An 18816-nucleotide genomic window follows, 5' to 3' on the forward strand; every position below is an offset into this window, starting at 1 on the left:
TAGCTATGAAAAGGATATATAAAATAACACTTTTAGTTGGTATAACTATTTTAGTTTCATCTTGCCACAATAATTCGGCACCAAACTATCAGTATTTCCCAAATATGTATGAGTCTGTTGCTTACGAGCCATATACAGAAGCTAAAATATTTAAAGGAGGAAAAGAAGGACAGCTTCCTGTAGAAGGAACTATAAATAGAGGTTTTGAACCTTATGAATATGAAAATTCGACAGCAGGGTATGAAGCAGCGAAAGCTAATTTAAAATCACCTTTAACTGAAGAAGATAAAAACTCTGGAAAAGGAAAAGAACTTTTCGAGATTTACTGTATCAGCTGCCATGGTGCTACTGGAAACGGTAAAGGTAAATTGGTTGAAAGAGAAAAATTTCTTGGGGTGCCTAGCTATAAAGACAGAGAAATCACTGAAGGAAGTATCTTTCATGTTGAGACTTATGGTTTAAATGCAATGGGTTCACATGCAAATCAATTAAGTGCTCACGAACGTTGGTTAGTTGCTGACTATGTTCTGAAACTAAAAAGCCAATTATAATTGTTGAACAAACTGATCGTAATAGATATGTATACATTTTCAAGTAAATTAAAAACTTTTTCTATCATCTTAATGGTTCTAGGACTATTAGGAATTGGGTATGGTTTTTTAAGTGCACCTAAAGATATTCAAGAAGTTGAAAAAATACTAGCAGCTGATGCTCACGGAGCTCATGGTACTGCACATGGAGAGTCTGCAGAGGCTACTCATAAAGAAGCAGGACATCATGAAGCAGCAGAGGCTTCACATGAAGAACATAAAGGTGGTGAGCATGCAAAAGTAGGTGCTGCTGATGAACACACGGAACATTTAAACCACGTATTGCACCAGTTGCAAAACAAACCTTGGTCTGCATTATATGTAGCATGTATTTTCTTCTTACTGCTTTCTATGGGAGTTTTAGCATTTTATGCTATTCAACAAGTAGCTCAGGCTGGCTGGTCTCCTGTCTTATTTAGAGTTATGCAGGGAATTACAGCTTACTTACCTGCTGGTTCTATAATTTTCTTCATAATTTTAGTATTATGCGGATTACATTTTAACCATATATTTGTTTGGTTAGGTGAAGGAGTTACTGATCCTAAGAGTGCAAATTATGATGCTATCATCGCTGGAAAATCAGGATATTTAAATTTTCCTTTCTGGATTGTTAGAGCTGCTATTTTCTTAGCGGGATGGAATTTATATCGTTATATCTCTAGAAAAAACTGTTTAGCCCAAGATGAAGCAAATGATGATCTTTACTACAAAAAGAACTTTAAAGCTTCTGCTGGATTCTTAGTATTCTTTATCGTCTCAGAGTCTATCATGTCTTGGGACTGGATTATGTCTTTTGATCCACACTGGTTTAGTACTTTATTCGGATGGTATGTTTTCGCATCTTTCTTCGTAAGTGGTATTACCTCAATTGCTTTAATAACAATTTACTTAAAATCAAAAGGATATTTAGAGTATGTAAATAACAGCCACATTCACGATTTAGCTAAATTTATGTTTGGTATTAGTGTTTTCTGGACTTACTTATGGTTCTCTCAGTTCATGTTGATCTGGTATGCTAATATTCCAGAAGAGGTAACTTATTTTGTAACAAGAATTCAATTGTATAACCTTCCTTTCTTTGGAGCGGTTGTTATGAACTTTGTTTTCCCATTGTTAATATTAATTAATACAGACTTCAAACGTCTTAACTGGGTTGTAGTTATGGCAGGTATTGTAATCTTATTAGGTCACTATGTTGATTTCTTTAATATGATTATGCCTGGTACAGTTGGAGACAAATGGTTTATTGGAGTTTCTGAAATTGCGTCTATTCTTTTCTTCTTAGGATTATTTATATTTGTTGTATTTACTGCATTAACGAAATCTCCTTTGCTTGCAAAAAGAAATCCTTTCATTGAAGAAAGTAAACATTTTCATTATTAATATTTAAAGAAGTAAACAGATGACAAGTTTGTTGGTAATTATAGTTTTAGTTTTATTAGCAGTTGCATTATGGCAATTGACCAAGATATTTGATCTTACTCAAGTAGGATCTTCTTCGGACGATTCTCAAGTTGCATCAGATAATGACAATAACATTCAGGGATATATTTTGTTTGGCTTTTTAGCATTCATTTATATATTTACTATTTATGGTTTACTAAAATGGGGTAATTTGGCACTTCATACTCCTGCTTCTGAGCACGGTGGTTTAGTAGATAGTTTAATGAATATTACTTGGGTTTTAATCTTTACAGTTCAGGTAATTACACAAGGTTTATTATACTGGTTTTCTTTTAAATATAAAGGGAATAAAGATAAAAAAGCATTATTCTTTGCTGATAGTAATAAATTAGAGGCAATCTGGAGTATTATTCCATCTGTTGTTTTGGCTTGTTTAATTCTTTATGGATTATACGCTTGGAATAACATCATGTTCGTTGATAAAGATGAAGATGTAATCGAAATTGAATTATATGCTCAGCAATTTAAATGGACTGCAAGATATGCTGGACAAGATAATGTTTTAGGAAAGGCTAACGTACGTTTAATTGAAGGTATTAATACATTAGGTGTTGATATGTCAGATCCTAACGCTCAAGATGATATAGTAGTTTCTGAATTACATATTCCTAAAGGTAAAAAAGTACATTTCAAAATGCGTTCTCAAGATGTATTACACTCAGCTTATATGCCTCACTTTAGAGCGCAGATGAACTGTGTACCAGGTATGGTTACTGAGTTTGCATTTGTTCCAACTTACACTACAGCAGAATATAGAGAGTTGCCATTTATGGTTGAAAAAGTGGCAAACATCAATAAACTTAGAGCTGAAAAAAGTGTTGAGTTAGTTGCAAAAGGAGGTACTGCTTTAGATCCTTATACATTTGATTATTTATTATTATGTAATAAAATCTGTGGAGCTTCACACTATAACATGCAAATGAAAGTTGTTGTTGATACTCCGGAAGATTACAAAAAATGGTTAAGCGAAAAAACAACTTTAGCTCAGGATATTAAAGCGGCGGCTGCTGCTGAAAAACCAGCTGAAGGAGTTGAAGGTGCAACAGATACTACTGCTAAAGTAAAAGATACTGTAAAAGCGGTTGTTGATACTGTTAAAGCAGCTGTAGCTAAAGTAGCTATGAAATAATATTATTAAGAAAATTTAAAGTACACATATATGTCAGCAGAAGCGCACGGTCACGATCACGGACACGATCACGAGCACGAACATCATCATAAAGACACGTTCATTACTAAATATATCTTTAGTATTGATCACAAAATGATTGCTAAGCAATACTTAATTACTGGTATTGTTATGGGAGTAATTGGTATTGCAATGTCCTTGCTTTTCAGAATGCAATTAGCGTGGCCAGAAGAGTCTTTTAAAATATTCAATGTTTTATTAGGAGATAAGTTTGCACCAGACGGTGTAATGGCAAATGATATTTATCTTGCGTTAGTTACAATTCACGGTACCATCATGGTATTCTTTGTACTAACGGCTGGTTTAAGTGGTACTTTTAGTAACTTACTTATTCCACTTCAAATTGGAGCGCGAGATATGGCTTCTGGATTCATGAATATGATTTCATACTGGTTGTTTTTCTTATCTGCTGTAGTAATGTTATGTTCTTTATTTGTTGAAGCTGGACCAGCTTCTGCAGGTTGGACAATTTACCCTCCATTAAGTGCTTTACCACAAGCAATTCCAGGTTCTGGAACTGGTATGACTTTATGGTTAGTTTCAATGGCTATCTTTATTGCTTCTTCTTTAATGGGATCACTAAACTACATTGTTACTGTAATTAACTTAAGAACTAAAGGAATGTCTATGACTAGACTTCCTCTTACAATCTGGACATTTTTTGTAACAGCTATTATTGGTGTTATTTCATTCCCAGTATTATTATCAGCAGCTTTATTATTGATTTTTGACAGAAGTTTTGGTACTTCATTCTTCTTATCTGATATCTACATCGCTGGTGAAGTTTTACATTACCAAGGAGGTTCTCCTGTATTGTTTGAGCACTTATTCTGGTTCTTAGGTCACCCTGAGGTTTACATCGTAATCTTACCAGCAATGGGTCTTGTATCTGAAATTATGGCTACAAACTCTCGTAAACCAATCTTTGGTTACAGAGCGATGATTATGTCAGTTCTTGCAATTGCATTTTTATCTACTATCGTTTGGGGTCACCACATGTTTATTTCGGGTATGAATCCTTTCTTAGGATCTGTATTTACTTTTACAACTCTATTGATTGCAATTCCATCTGCTGTAAAAGCGTTTAACTGGATTACAACTTTATGGAAAGGTAACTTACAGTTTAACCCTGCAATGTTGTTCTCTATTGGAATGGTTTCTACTTTCATTACTGGAGGTTTAACAGGTATCATTTTAGGAGATAGTACTTTAGATATTAACGTTCACGATACTTACTTCGTAATTGCTCACTTTCACTTAGTAATGGGTATCTCAGCACTTTACGGAATGTTTGCTGGTATTTACCACTGGTTCCCTAAAATGTACGGAAGAATGTTAAATAAAAACTTAGGTTATATTCACTTCTGGATTACTGCAGTTTGTGCTTATGGAGTTTTCTTCCCAATGCACTTTATTGGATTAGCTGGTTTACCAAGACGTTATTATACAAATACAAACTTCCCATTATTCGATGATTTACAAAATGTGAATGTTTTAATTACAACATTTGCTCTTGTAGGAGGTGCGTTCCAGTTAGTGTTCTTATATAACTTCTTCAGCAGTATTTTCTACGGTAAAAAAGCAGTTCAAAACCCATGGAAATCTACAACTTTAGAGTGGACTACTCCAGTTGAACACATCCACGGAAACTGGCCTGGAGAAATTCCTCACGTATACCGTTGGCCGTATGACTACAGTAACCCAAATCATGATGTAGATTTTGTTCCTCAAAATGTACCAATGAAAGAAGGTGAACAAGTTTTACACCACTAAAATAAAATTTGCAAAAGACTGTCAGAAATGACAGTCTTTTTTGTTTAGTTAAAGTTGTAAACGTTCAGTTTTACTATTTTACAAAACTAATTACTTTCTATATCTTTGTAAGATGAATGAAAATCTTGATCCTACAACAAAAGGATATAACTCAGAAGAATTAGATCTTGAAAAAAGATTGCGTCCGCTGTCATTTGATGATTTTGCCGGTCAGGACCAGGTTTTAGAAAATTTAAAAGTTTTTGTTGCTGCTGCTAATCAGCGTGGTGAAGCATTAGATCATGCTTTATTTCATGGACCTCCCGGACTTGGTAAAACAACATTGGCTAATATCCTGGCTAATGAATTAAAAGTTGGGATTAAAATTACTTCTGGACCAGTTTTGGATAAACCGGGTGATTTAGCTGGTTTACTGACTAATCTTGATGAGAGAGATGTTTTATTTATAGACGAAATTCATCGTTTAAGTCCTATTGTTGAAGAATACCTATACTCAGCAATGGAAGATTTTAAAATTGATATCATGATTGAATCTGGTCCAAATGCCAGAACAGTTCAAATCAATTTGAATCCTTTTACCTTGATTGGTGCAACAACTCGTTCTGGATTATTAACGGCTCCAATGAGGGCACGTTTTGGAATTTCATCGCGTTTACAATATTATTCTACAGAGCTTTTGACTACAATAGTTGAAAGAAGTGCGGGAATTTTAAAAATGCCTATTGATCTTGAAGCCGCAATAGAAATTGCTGGCCGCAGTCGTGGAACTCCTCGTATTGCAAATGCTTTATTGCGTAGAGTTAGGGATTTTGCGCAGATAAAAGGAAACGGAACTATTGATCTGGAAATTTCTAAATATGCTCTAAAAGCATTGAATGTTGATGCTCATGGACTTGATGAAATGGACAATAAGATATTATTGACTATTATTAATAAATTTAAAGGTGGACCAGTTGGACTTTCTACTTTAGCAACAGCAGTATCTGAAAGCAGTGAAACCATTGAAGAAGTATATGAACCTTTCTTAATTCAGGAAGGATTTATTATGCGTACTCCGCGTGGTCGTGAAGTTACCGAAAAAGCATATAAACACTTAGGAAAAATAAACACTAACATTCAAGGAGGTTTATTCTAGTTGTTATGTCTGTTAATGGAAAATATATTTACCCTAAAAAAATATCAATATTAAGGTTTTTTAAAGATGCCGAAGGCGTTCGAAGAAATCCGATTCCTTTTCATAAAAGATATTTTGAAGAATTAGGAGATTCTTTTTCTATTAGAATTGGCTTTTCAAAATATATTATATTGTCGAGAGATAATGAAGTTGCACAACATATTTTAGTTAAGAATCAAAAGAATTATCATAAGTCTAAATTTCAATCAGTTTATCTTTCTAAATATTTAGGAAAAGGACTTTTAACCAGTGATGGTGATTTTTGGTTAAAACAAAGACGTTTAATTCAACCTGCTTTTCATAAACAAAAAATGAATCAGCTTGTTGATAATATGAATGCTGTTATCGCTTTAGAACTTGTTAATTTGGAGGAAGAAAAATCAATCGATCTTTTTCCTGTCATGAGTCAGCTTGCGTTTAATGTAGTTGCCAAATCTCTATTTCAGCTTTCAGCAGCAGAAAGTAAATTTCGTCGTATAAAATTTATTATTGAGGAAGTTCAGAATTTTTTAATTAAAGAAATCAGGCTTCCTCATAAAGCTTGGTGGTTTTCTTTGAGTGGTCAGGTTAAGAAACATCTTAAATTGGCAGAAGAAAATAACAGTATCATCAAAGAAATTATTGAAGAAAGAAAAGCTTCGGGAGAGGAAGTAAATGATTTATTGAATATGCTTTTAGAAACCAGATATGAAGATACTGGTGAAGGTATGTCTGTAGAACAATTGATTGATGAAATCAAAGTTTTATTTATAGCGGGACATGAAACTTCTGCGAATGCTTTAACTTTTACACTGCATTTATTAGGAAGAAATCCTGAGGTGCAGCAAAAGATTTTTGATGAAATTATTGAGCTTGAATTACAAACGGATAATGTTATCGAACAGCTTCAAAAAATGGTTTACACAAATGCTGTTTTAAATGAATCTATGCGACTGTATCCGCCTGCATGGATTACTGACAGGCAGAATCTTGAAGATGATATTCTGGCAAAATTCAAAATAAAAAAAGACACTTTAATTGGGGTTTCTTTTTATGAACTTCACAGAAATCCTAAATATTGGACTAATCCGGACGAATTTATTCCGGAACGTTTTCTTGGTGACCAAAAAAAGGATTCCATGCAGTATTTTTATCCATTTGGAGCAGGACCAAGAATGTGTATTGGAACTGGATTTGCTATTTATGAAATGTGTCTTACAATATCTCAAATTGTAAAAAAATATGTCATTAAATCAGATGATGATATAGTTAAATTTAATCCGCTGATAACGCTGAAACCAGTTAACGTGAAAGTTTCATTCTGTAAACGATGAGTATAAATTCTAAAGAAACATATTCAAAATTTATAAAAGAAGAGGCCAAAAGATTAGGCTTTATTTCTTGTGGAATTTCTAAAGCTGGTTTTTTAGAAAAAGAAGCACCGCGTCTTGAAAAATGGTTAAATAACAACCATAACGGCCAAATGGCTTATATGGAAAATCATTTTGACAAACGTCTGGATCCAACATTGCTGGTTGATGATGCAAAAAGTGTTGTTTCTCTTTTATTGAATTATTTTCCATCTGAAACTCAAAATGATGAGAGTTTTAAGATCTCCAAATATGCTTATGGACAGGATTATCATTTTGTGATAAAAGAAAAATTGAAAGAATTTCTACATTCGATTCAGGAAAATATTGGTGAAGTTTCCGGACGTGCGTTTGTTGATTCGGCACCAGTTTTAGACAAAGCCTGGGCGGCAAAAAGCGGTTTGGGCTGGATTGGAAAAAACAGCAATTTGATAACTCAAAAAGTTGGTTCTTTTTATTTTATAGCCGAACTTATTTTAGATCTCGACTTAGAATATGATCATGCAGTAACCGATCATTGCGGCTCTTGTACTGCTTGTATAGATGCTTGTCCCACACAAGCAATCCTTGCTCCTTATATTGTAGATGGAAGTAAATGTATATCTTATTACACAATTGAGCTCAAGGAAAATATTCCTAATGACATGAAAGGAAAATTTGATGAGTGGATGTTTGGCTGCGATACCTGTCAAGACGTCTGCCCTTGGAATAGATTTTCTAAACCTCATTCAGAACCACTATTTAATCCAAATCCTGATTTACTTTCTTTCTCTAAAAAGGATTGGACCGAAATTACCGAAGAAACTTTTCGAGTAGTATTTAAAAATTCTCCCATTAAAAGAACAAAATTTGACGGACTTAAAAGAAACATTAAGTTTTTACAATGAAATAATTAAGTCCTACTTTTTATAAAAAATTACTGTTGCTATTTTTATAAATCGCTTTGATTTATATTGTTGGTAATCAGAATTATATAATGTTTTTTATTACTCTTTTAAGAATATTAATTGTAAGATAATTTTGCTTTTTTATCTATGAAATTATAATAAACTAACATTTATTTAAAAAATTAAGAAATTTCTGTTATTTTATTGTCAAATTATCATCTTTATCGACTTGTTAAAGTTAATTAATTTTAACTAAAAGTGTATTTCAACGTTTTTCCAAGTAGTTTGTCGACTAATGTAGTTAGTAATGAGGTGTTTATATACTTTCGCTGCTCCAAAACTACTAATTTAACCGAGAGACATTTGTGTCTTGAGCCAAATACATTATGGTCAAAACGCTGCATAATTACTTTTTTGATTTTGAAAAAACAATTTTCAATAATCTAAAAACTATCCCTTCAATTTTTTCGTATCTCGTTTATAACCTGAAAACCAGTTTAAGGATTTCAGCAATAATTTCTATTACTCAAATTAATACCGAGTCTGTCTATGCGTAACTCTACTTTTAATGGGTTTAATTTTTTTAAATCTAATTTCTTTATTTTATTATTTCTTTTATTGAGCTATAGTGCCTCTGCTCAGTTTTATACTACGCATTATATAGCACCTGCACCTTGGCAGTATTTTAATGATGCTAATGAAATTGTTATAGCGACAAATTCTACAACTAATGTAAGTGTTAGTGTCTCAAAAAGTGATGGAACATTAGTAACAAATTTAACAGCAGTTAAAGGAACACCTGCAGTATATAGATTTATAGGCACTCCGAGCACAACTAAAGCGTATGTTTTTGATACGGTTTTAGATGGAGCAGGATTAATTGTAAGAGGAAGTGCTCCAATATCTATTAATTTAAGAAACGTAGCTTCTGATGCTTTATCAGGTAAAGATGTTGACAAAGATATTAAAGGTAATGCAGCTTTGACAAGCTTTGGAGATGCGGGCTTAGGAATAAGATTTAGGGTAGGATACTATAGAGATGGTTCCTTAGGGAATTTTAATGGTTATGGAGACCAGCGCCCTATTTATACCATTATGGCGACAGCCAATAATACAGTAATAAAAATTAATGGTGTAGTTACAGCTACATTAAATACTGGGCAGAGTTATTTATTTAAAGCAAACATTGGATCACTAGTAGAGTCTTCTAATCCTGTCGTAATGAATACTTCAGCAGCTATTGATACTCCAGGTGGTTGTGGCGATAGCGCATATAATCAAATTCCGCCTGAAGCAGTTTTAGGGACAGAATATTTTTTGGAACGAGGAACAGGAAATAATATCGCAGAACAGACTACTGTTGTGGCTACAAAAGATAATACAAAAGTAACAATAGAAAGTTATACGACTAACGGAACATTATCAGGTACTCCAGTTACTGTGACTTTAGCAAAAGCAGGAAATTTTTACACTTTTATAAATGGAGTTAAAGATGTAAGTTTTACAGCATCTCACATTGTTGCAAGTGAGAGAGTTGCTGTTTATTCAGGAACTGCACAAGGTTGTGAGGTTGATATTTCAACTATTGCACCAGTGTCTGAATGCGGTGGATCTAATTTTATAGAGACAGCAAAATTTAGAAATTATGGATCAGGAACTTTAGATTATTTCGGTTATATACTTTTACGAAGCGGAAGCGAGGTTGTAAAGGTAAATGGAAAAGATGTTTCTACTATTTCTGGCGTTTCTGCTCGTTATCAAATAGGAACAACAGGCTGGTATTTGATTAACTTTAACAGTAAACAAATTGGAAGCCCTAACTTTCTTTCTATTGAAAGTAATGCTAAATTAACGGTTTCAATTGTACAGCAAGATGGAGGTTTCTCTATGGCTGGCTTTTTCTCAAATTTTGCCGTTCAGCCAGAAGAACCAACTTTTACTTATATTTCAGGTGGAGGCTGTTCAAATAATTCAGCATTATTAAAAACACAATCTGGACTTTCTCCTTATCAATGGTACCTAAATGGTGTGGCTATTGCAGGTGCAAATTCAGATACTTATACAGCGACTAAAACCGGAGCATATTCAGTAGCTTCAACTTTAACTTGTGGCGCTCAGACACAATCAAAACCAGTTTCAGTTACTTTATGTACAGATTTAGGTGTTACTAAAACGGTAGATATTGCAACACCTTGCGTAGGATCTAATGTTGAATTTACAATAAAACTGAATAATTTAGGAGTTAACAATGCAACAGGGGTTTCAATAAACGATTTACTTCCTAGTGGTTATACATTTGTAAGCTCAACTCAATCGATAGGAAGTTATAGCTCAACAACAGGTGTTTGGAGTATTGGAGATGTTAACGGAGGAGTTACAGAAACTTTAAAAATTACTGCTAAAGTTAATGCATCTGGGGTTTACAATAATACAGCTTCATTGCCAGCAACAACTGCAGATAGTAATCCTGCTAATAACAGCGCTAGTGTTTCAACAACGCCAAACCCATTACCAACAGCATCAATAACCGGAGCTTTAACAGCATGTCTAAATACAACTTTAACAGCAGTGACAAATGCTGCTTCGCCAACTTATGTGTGGTATAAAAATGATGTTGTTATTTCTGGTCAAACAGCTTCTACTTTGGCTGTAAATTCAGATGGAAATTATAAAGTAAAAGTAAGAAACGGTTCAACAGGATGTGAACAAACTTCTGTTGCTTCAACAGTTAAAGTTAGTGATACAGATAAACCTGCAAAACCAGTTTTGGCAGACGTTACCGGACAATGCTCAGCATCAGTAACAGCTCCAACAACTACAGATAATTGTGCTGGTACAGTTACCGGAACAACTACAGATCCATTAACATATAACGCACAAGGGACTTATACTGTTACTTGGAGCTTTAATGATGGAAATGGGAATGTTGAAACAGCGACTCAAAAAGTCACAGTAAATGATACTCAAAAACCAACGATTACCTGCCCGTCAAATGTTACGGTTTCAGCAGATGCGAATTCATGTTCAGCAACAGGAGTAGTTTTAGGTACTCCTACAACATCAGATAATTGCAGCGGAGCAGTAACAGTAAGTAACAATGCTCCGACAAGCTTTCCATTAGGAAACACAACTGTAACATGGACAGCAAAAGATGCTGCAGGAAACACACAGACCTGTACACAAACGGTAACAGTAAATGATACTCAAAAACCAACAATTACCTGCCCATCAAATGTTACGGTTTCAGCAGATGCGAATTCATGTTCAGCAACAGGAGTAGTTTTAGGAACACCTGCAACATCAGATAATTGCAGCGGAGCAGTAACAGTAAGTAATAACGCTCCGACAAGCTTTCCATTAGGAAACACAGCAGTAACATGGACAGCAAAAGATGCTGCAGGAAATACACAGACTTGTACACAAACGGTAACAGTAAATGATACTCAAAAACCAACAATTACCTGCCCGTCAAATGTTACGGTTTCAGCAGATGCGAATTCATGTTCAGCAACAGGAGTAGTTTTAGGTACTCCTACAACATCAGATAATTGCAGTGGAGCAGTAACAGTAAGCAACAACGCTCCGACAAGCTTTCCATTAGGAAACACAACTGTAACATGGACAGCAAAAGATGCTGCAGGCAACACACAGACTTGTACACAAACGGTAACAGTAAATGATACTCAAAAACCAACAATTACCTGCCCGTCAAATGTCACGGTTTCAGCAGATGCGAATTCATGTTCAGCAACAGGAGTAGTTTTAGGTACTCCTACAACATCAGATAATTGCAGTGGAGCAGTGACAGTAAGCAACAACGCTCCGACAAGCTTTCCATTAGGAAACACAACAGTAACATGGACAGCGACAGATGCAGCAGGAAATACACAAACTTGTACTCAGACAGTAAAAGTTATAGGACCAATTGTAGCAAATGAAGATAAAGTAAATTCAATTAACGGATACACGGGAGGAACAGCAATTTTAAATGTTTTAGCAAATGATCTGCTTAATTGTAATGCTGTAGTGAGAAGTGAGGTTGATTTAACTTTAGCCTCTGCATTGCCTTCAGTTTTAACTTTTGATATTGTAACAGGCAAAGTCACAGTAAAACCAAATACACCAAAAGGAACATATTCATTCGATTATAAAATTTGTGAAATTGCAAATTCTGGAAATTGCAGTACAACAACAGTAGAAGTAAAAGTTGATGCTCCAGCAATTCTTGCAGTAAAAGAAACTTTAGGTCCAATCAACGGCGCAGTTGGAGGCACAACCACTTCATTAATTGCTTCGGATAAATTAAACGGAGTTCAGGCAGTTATCGGATCAAATCCTGGAGAAGTAACTTTGACAGGAACCGCTCCAGCAGGATTAACGATCAATGCCGACGGAACAATCACAGTAGCCAAAGGCGTAAAAGAAGGAAACTACGATGTAACTTATGAAATCTGTGACAACAACAATATTGGAAACTGTTCAACAGCAACATCAACAGTTGTGGTGACAGCAGGCGTTTTAGTGGCAAACTTAGATAACGCAGGCTCAGTTACAGGCGGAAGTTCATCTCAAACCCTTGTCAATATTTTTGATAATGATACCTACAACGGATCAAAACTAAACCCGTCAGATGTAAAACTGACGTCAGGCACAGATCCAAAAGGATACTTAACAATCGGTGCAGACGGAAATACAGTTTTAAAACCAAATGCACCGGCAGGAACTTATGAAGTTACCTACGAAATCTGTGAGCTTTTAAATGCAGGAAACTGCAGCACGAATAAAGTTCAGGTAACGGTTACAGCTCCGGCAATTCTTGCTGTAAAAGAAAACTTAGGTCCAATCAACGGCTCAGTGGGTGGCAACACGACTTCATTAATTGCTTCAGATAAATTAAACGAAGTTCAGGCGGTTATCGGATCAAATCCTGGAGAAGTAACGTTGACAGGAACCGCTCCAGCAGGATTAACGATCAATGCCGACGGAACAATCACAGTAGCCAAAGGCGTAAAAGAAGGAAACTACGATGTAACTTATGAAATCTGTGACAACAACAATATTGGAAACTGTTCAACAGCAACATCAACAGTTGTGGTGACAGCAGGCGTTTTAGTGGCAAACCTTGATAACGCAGGCTCAGTTACAGGCGGAAGTTCATCTCAAACCCTTGTCAATATTTTTGATAATGATACCTACAACGGATCAAAACTAAACCCATCAGATGTAAAACTGACGGCAGGCACAGATCCAAAAGGATATTTAACAATCGGCGCTGACGGAAATGCAGTTTTAAAACCAAATGCACCGGCAGGGACTTATGAAGTTACCTACGAAATCTGTGAGCTTTTAAATGCAGGAAACTGCAGCACGAATAAAGTTCAGGTAACGGTAACAGCACCTGGAATCCTAGCTGTAAAAGAAACTTTAGGTCCAATCAACGGAGCAGTTGGAGGCAACACCACTTCATTAATTGCTTCGGATAAATTAAACGGAGTTCAGGCGGTTATCGGATCAAATCCGGGAGAAGTAACGTTGACAGGAACAGCTCCAACAGGATTAACGATCAATGCCGACGGAACAATCACAGTAGCCAAAGGCGTAAAAGAAGGAAACTACGATGTAACTTATGAAATCTGCGATAACAATAATGCAGGAAACTGTTCAACAGCAACATCAACAGTTGTGGTGACAGCAGGTGTTTTAGTGGCAAACTTAGATAACGCAGGTTCAGTTACAGGCGGAAGTTCATCTCAAACCCTTATCAATATTTTTGATAATGATACCTACAACGGATCAAAACTAAACCCATCAGATGTAAAACTGACAGCAGGTACAGATCCAAAAGGATATTTAACAATCGGCGCAGACGGAAATGCAGTTTTAAAACCAAATGCACCGGCAGGAACTTATGAAGTTACCTACGAAATCTGCGAACTTTTAAATAACACAAACTGCAGTACAAACAAAGTTCAGGTAACGGTAACAGCACCTGGAATCCTAGCCGTAAAAGAAACTTTAGGTCCAATCAACGGATCAGTTGGAGGCAACACCACTTCATTAATTGCTTCAGATAAATTAAACGGAGTTCAGGCAGTTATCGGATCAAATCCGGGAGAAGTAACGTTAACAGGAACAGCTCCAGCAGGATTAACCATCAATGCCGACGGAACTATTACAGTAGCCAAAGGCGTAAAAGAAGGAAACTACGATGTAACTTATGAAATCTGCGATAACAATAATGCAGGAAACTGTTCAACAACAACATCAACAGTTGTGGTGACAGCAGGCGTTTTAGTAGCAAACTTAGATAACGCAGGTTCAGTTACAGGCGGAAGTTCATCTCAAACCCTTATCAATATTTTTGATAATGATACATATAACGGATCAAAACTAAACCCATCAGATGTAAAACTGACAGCAGGGACAGATCCAAAAGGATATTTAACAATCGGCGCAGACGGAAATGCAGTTTTAAAACCAAACGCACCGGCAGGAACTTATGAAGTTACCTACGAAATCTGTGAGGTTTTAAATGCAGGAAACTGCAGTACAAACAAAGTACAGGTAACGGTAACAGCACCTGGAATCCTAGCCGTAAAAGAAACTTTAGGTCCAATCAACGGATCAGTTGGAGGAACAACCACTTCATTAATTGCTTCAGATAAATTAAACGGAGTTCAGGCAGTTATCGGATCAAATCCCGGAGAAGTAACGTTGACAGGAACAGCTCCAGCAGGATTAACGATCAATGCCGACGGAACTATCACCGTAGCCAAAGGCGTAAAAGAAGGAAACTACGATGTAACTTATGAAATCTGCGATAACAATAATGCAGGAAACTGTTCAACAACAACATCAACAGTTGTGGTGACAGCAGGCGTTTTAGTAGCAAACTTAGATAACGCAGGTTCAGTTACAGGCGGAAGTTCATCTCAAACCCTTATCAATATTTTTGATAATGATACCTACAACGGATCAAAACTAAACCCATCAGATGTAAAACTGACAGCAGGTACAGATCCAAAAGGATATTTAACAATCGGAGCAGACGGAAATGCAGTTTTAAAACCAAACGCACCGGCAGGAACTTATGAAGTTACCTACGAAATCTGTGAGGTTTTAAATACTGGAAACTGCAGTACAAACAAAGTACAGGTTACGGTTACAGCTCCGGCAATCGTTGCAGTTGCAGAGAACCTAGGCTCAGTAAATGGAAGTATTGGCGGTACAACAACAGTTTCGGTAATTTTAAATGACAAATTAAACGGAGCTCAGGCTGTGATTGGAGAAAATTCTGGAGAAGTTATTTTATCTAAAGTAAACCTTCCTGCGGGGTTTGTATTAGAAGCTGACGGAAGAGTAACAATTCCTGCCAATACACCAAAAGGAACTTACGAAATCGAGTACAGAATTTGTGAAGTAACCAATACAGGAAACTGTGATACGGCAAAAAGTACCGTTGAAGTTACTGTAGGAACTTTAATTGCAAACCCAGATGAAAATCTATCAGTGGTAGGAATAAATCAACCGCAGACTATTGTAAATGTTTTTGATAATGATACTTACAACGGATCACCAGTTAAATCTAATGATGTAAAACTATCAATAGAAATTGCAGATCCAAAAGGTTTCTTAACATTAAACCCTGACGGTACAGTTACTTTAGCACCAAATGCTCCAAGAGGAACTTATGAACTGACTTATAAAATTTGTGAAGTATTAAATGATACAAATTGCACTTCAGCTGTAGTTACAGTTACTGTAGACGAACCAACTATAACTGTTACGGCTGATAGTTTTTGTTCTAACAATGTTCCGTATGTATCTTATACTGTGAAAGCTGATAATTTCACGCCAACGAATCTGGTTACGATTAAATGGATTGACAGCGCTAATAATGTTGTGGCAACTCAAACAAATATGCCTTTAAGTGGTACTGTTTTATGGCCGGGAGCAGTTGTTGACAGCAATGATAACGGAGTAGACTGGCCGGGATGGTTATTTGCAAACGGACAATGGACAGAAGGTGCAGACGGATTTGAAAATACAAGAACAGGTGTTACTATGGAATTCTCTGTAAATCCTACAGCAAGTGTTTCTGTAAATTATCCGCAGCCAACAGCGCAATGTAACGCAAGACCAACATTTATAATTATTGCAAACAATGATACAGCAGGTCCGGTAGATACAAGCAAAGGAAACAATACAGGAACTAATATTTTTGATAATGACAAATTAAACGGATTACCGCTTAATCCATCAGATGTAAGTTTAAGTACGATTCTGCCAAATGCAAATTTAGTTCTTAATGCTGACGGATCTGTAAGTGTAAAAGCTGGAACGCCATCAGGAAGTTATCAACTTACATATCAAATATGCAGTTTAAATTCGTCAAATTGTGCTCAGGCAGTTGTAACGGTGGTCGTTCAGAATACAGTAACGCCTGTAGAACCACAGCAGACACTTGTTTTAACAGATGATGCTCTTGTAGCTGTTGACGGAATAAACGGTTCTCTTGAATTTGTAAATGTTTTAGACAACGATTTATTAAACGGACTGCCAATTAATCCGGTTGATGTTGTAATTAAAAACCTGTCTGGAGATTCAAATTTTGAATTTAATGCCGATGGAACTGTAAACGTAAAACCAAACACACCAGGAAAAACGTATACGATAGTATATCAGGTTTGCGAAAAAGCAAATCCTAATAACTGCAGCACAGCAACATTAAATGTATTTGTAGAAGTTCCGGCAATAGCAGTTGTAAAAACTGCCGTATTCAACGACGAGAATAACAATAACGTTGCAAATGCAGGAGAAACCATTACGTACAAGTTTAAAATTACAAATACAGGAAACGTTGCTTTAAAAAATGTTACCATTTCAGATCTATTGCCGGGAATTGTAATGACAGGACAGCCAATAAATTTAGATGTGAATGAAGTTGATGAAAATAACTTTACCGGAGTTTACACGATAAAACAAAGCGATATTAATGCAGGAAGCGTAACAAATCAGGCAACAGCGACAGGAAAAAGTGAAAGAGGTGTTACCGTAGAAGATAAGTCAGACGATTCCAGCAATACTGATGATAAACCAACAGTTCTGCCATTAAACGGATGTATGATTAAAGTTCTTAATGCTTTTTCTCCAAACGGAGATCAGAAAAATGAACGCTTCTATATTCAGGGATTAGAATGTTATCCAGATAATACGGTAGAAATTTACAACCGTTGGGGAGTATTGGTTTTTGATGTAGCAGGATATAATAATGAAGACCGAGTATTCAAAGGATATTCATACGGACGTACAACCATGAAACAATCTGAAGGACTTCCTGTAGGAACCTATTTCTACATCCTGAAGTACAAAGACAGCGACTCAAACCCGCACGAAAAATCAGGCTATTTATACATTAATAAATAAAAAATACAAACGGCTCTACAGCTGAGCCGTTTTTTTAAAATCTTTAAGATGAAAAAATTAGGTTTAATTTTTATGTTTTTTACCATTGTGTGTTCAGCGCAGCAAGATGCTCAGTTTACACAATATATGTACAATACAATCGAAATCAACCCGGCTTATGCAGGTTCGCGCGGCGTAATGAGTGTTTTTGGATTATATCGTACCCAATGGATTGGTCTTGACGGAGCGCCGGAAACCAGCACATTTTCTTTAAACACACCTTTAAACAACAGCAATCTGGGATTAGGAGTTTCATTGGTAAACGATAAAATCGGACCAACTAATGAAAATACTTTATCGGCTGATTTGTCTTACAGCGTGCCAACTTCAGAGTCATTTAAACTGTCTTTTGGTATTAAAGCCACCGCAAATCTTTTTAATCTGGATGCTAGTAAACTTAGTTATGAAGATCAAAACGACGAACTTTTTCAGGACATCAAAAACAAATTTACACCAAACATTGGAGCTGGTATTTATTGGCATTCAGATAAAGCATACGTAGGACTTTCTGTTCCAAATTTTATCGAAACCAACCGTTACGATGATAATGACACAGCTATTTTCAAAGAAAAAATAAACTACTATTTTATGGCAGGTTATGTATTCAATCTTGATCGTTTAGAATACATCAAATTCAAACCGGCTTTATTAACAAAAATGGTAGAAGGAGCACCTTTGCAGGTAGACGTTTCGGGTAACTTTATGTTCAATGATAAATTCGTTTTAGGACTTGCTTATCGCTGGAGCGCTTCAGTAAGTGCCATGGCAGGATTTCAGGTAACAAAAGGAATGTACATTGGGTACGGTTACGATCACGAAACTACTCAGTTAAGAAGATACAATTCAGGATCACACGAAATTTTCCTTCGTTTTGATTTCTTCAACAATTACAGCAAACTAACCTCACCAAGATTCTTTTAATTGA

The 18816-nt window shown here is 35.8% G+C and carries 9 protein-coding genes; all 9 read left to right on the forward strand.

What is annotated here, in order from left to right; genetic code table 11:
- Positions 1-5: 5 nt before the first annotated feature.
- Positions 6-551, forward strand: coding sequence for a c-type cytochrome (locus tag ABD859_RS08675; RefSeq protein WP_345142985.1), 546 nt, complete (start codon positions 6-8; stop codon positions 549-551).
- A 27-nt stretch (positions 552-578) separates the two neighbouring features.
- Positions 579-1973 carry a quinol:cytochrome C oxidoreductase gene (locus ABD859_RS08680; RefSeq protein WP_345142988.1) on the forward strand — a complete coding sequence of 465 codons (1395 nt, stop codon included), beginning with the start codon at positions 579-581 and terminating at the stop codon, positions 1971-1973.
- Positions 1974-1992: 19 nt separating this feature from the next.
- A complete protein-coding gene (locus ABD859_RS08685; protein WP_345142991.1) occupies positions 1993-3183 on the forward strand; it encodes a cytochrome c oxidase subunit II in 1191 nt (396 codons plus the stop codon).
- 30 nt (positions 3184-3213) lie between these two features.
- Positions 3214-5016: a cytochrome c oxidase subunit I gene (locus ABD859_RS08690; RefSeq protein WP_345142994.1), complete on the forward strand. Its 1803-nt coding sequence runs from the start codon at positions 3214-3216 to the stop codon at positions 5014-5016.
- Positions 5017-5128: 112 nt separating this feature from the next.
- Positions 5129-6151: a Holliday junction branch migration DNA helicase RuvB gene (ruvB, locus tag ABD859_RS08695; protein ID WP_345142997.1), complete on the forward strand. Its 1023-nt coding sequence runs from the start codon at positions 5129-5131 to the stop codon at positions 6149-6151.
- 5 nt (positions 6152-6156) lie between these two features.
- Positions 6157-7503, forward strand: coding sequence for a cytochrome P450 (locus ABD859_RS08700; RefSeq protein ID WP_345143000.1), 1347 nt, complete (start codon positions 6157-6159; stop codon positions 7501-7503).
- The gene (gene queG, locus ABD859_RS08705; RefSeq protein WP_345143003.1) at positions 7500-8426 is read left to right on the forward strand and encodes a tRNA epoxyqueuosine(34) reductase QueG; all 927 of its coding nucleotides are present in this window, start codon (positions 7500-7502) and stop codon (positions 8424-8426) included. Before ABD859_RS08700 ends, queG begins: the two co-directional genes overlap by 4 nt.
- Positions 8427-9044: 618 nt before the next feature.
- Positions 9045-17852: an HYR domain-containing protein gene (locus ABD859_RS08710; RefSeq protein ID WP_345143006.1), complete on the forward strand. Its 8808-nt coding sequence runs from the start codon at positions 9045-9047 to the stop codon at positions 17850-17852.
- Positions 17853-17900: 48 nt separating this feature from the next.
- Complete coding sequence (locus ABD859_RS08715) at positions 17901-18812, forward strand: PorP/SprF family type IX secretion system membrane protein (protein ID WP_345143009.1); 912 nt, start codon at positions 17901-17903, stop codon at positions 18810-18812.
- The last annotated feature ends 4 nt before the right edge of the window (positions 18813-18816 follow it).

It is taken from the genome of Flavobacterium ginsengiterrae, from assembly GCF_039539785.1.
In the GTDB taxonomy this organism is placed as follows: Bacteria; Bacteroidota; Bacteroidia; order Flavobacteriales; family Flavobacteriaceae; genus Flavobacterium; species Flavobacterium ginsengiterrae.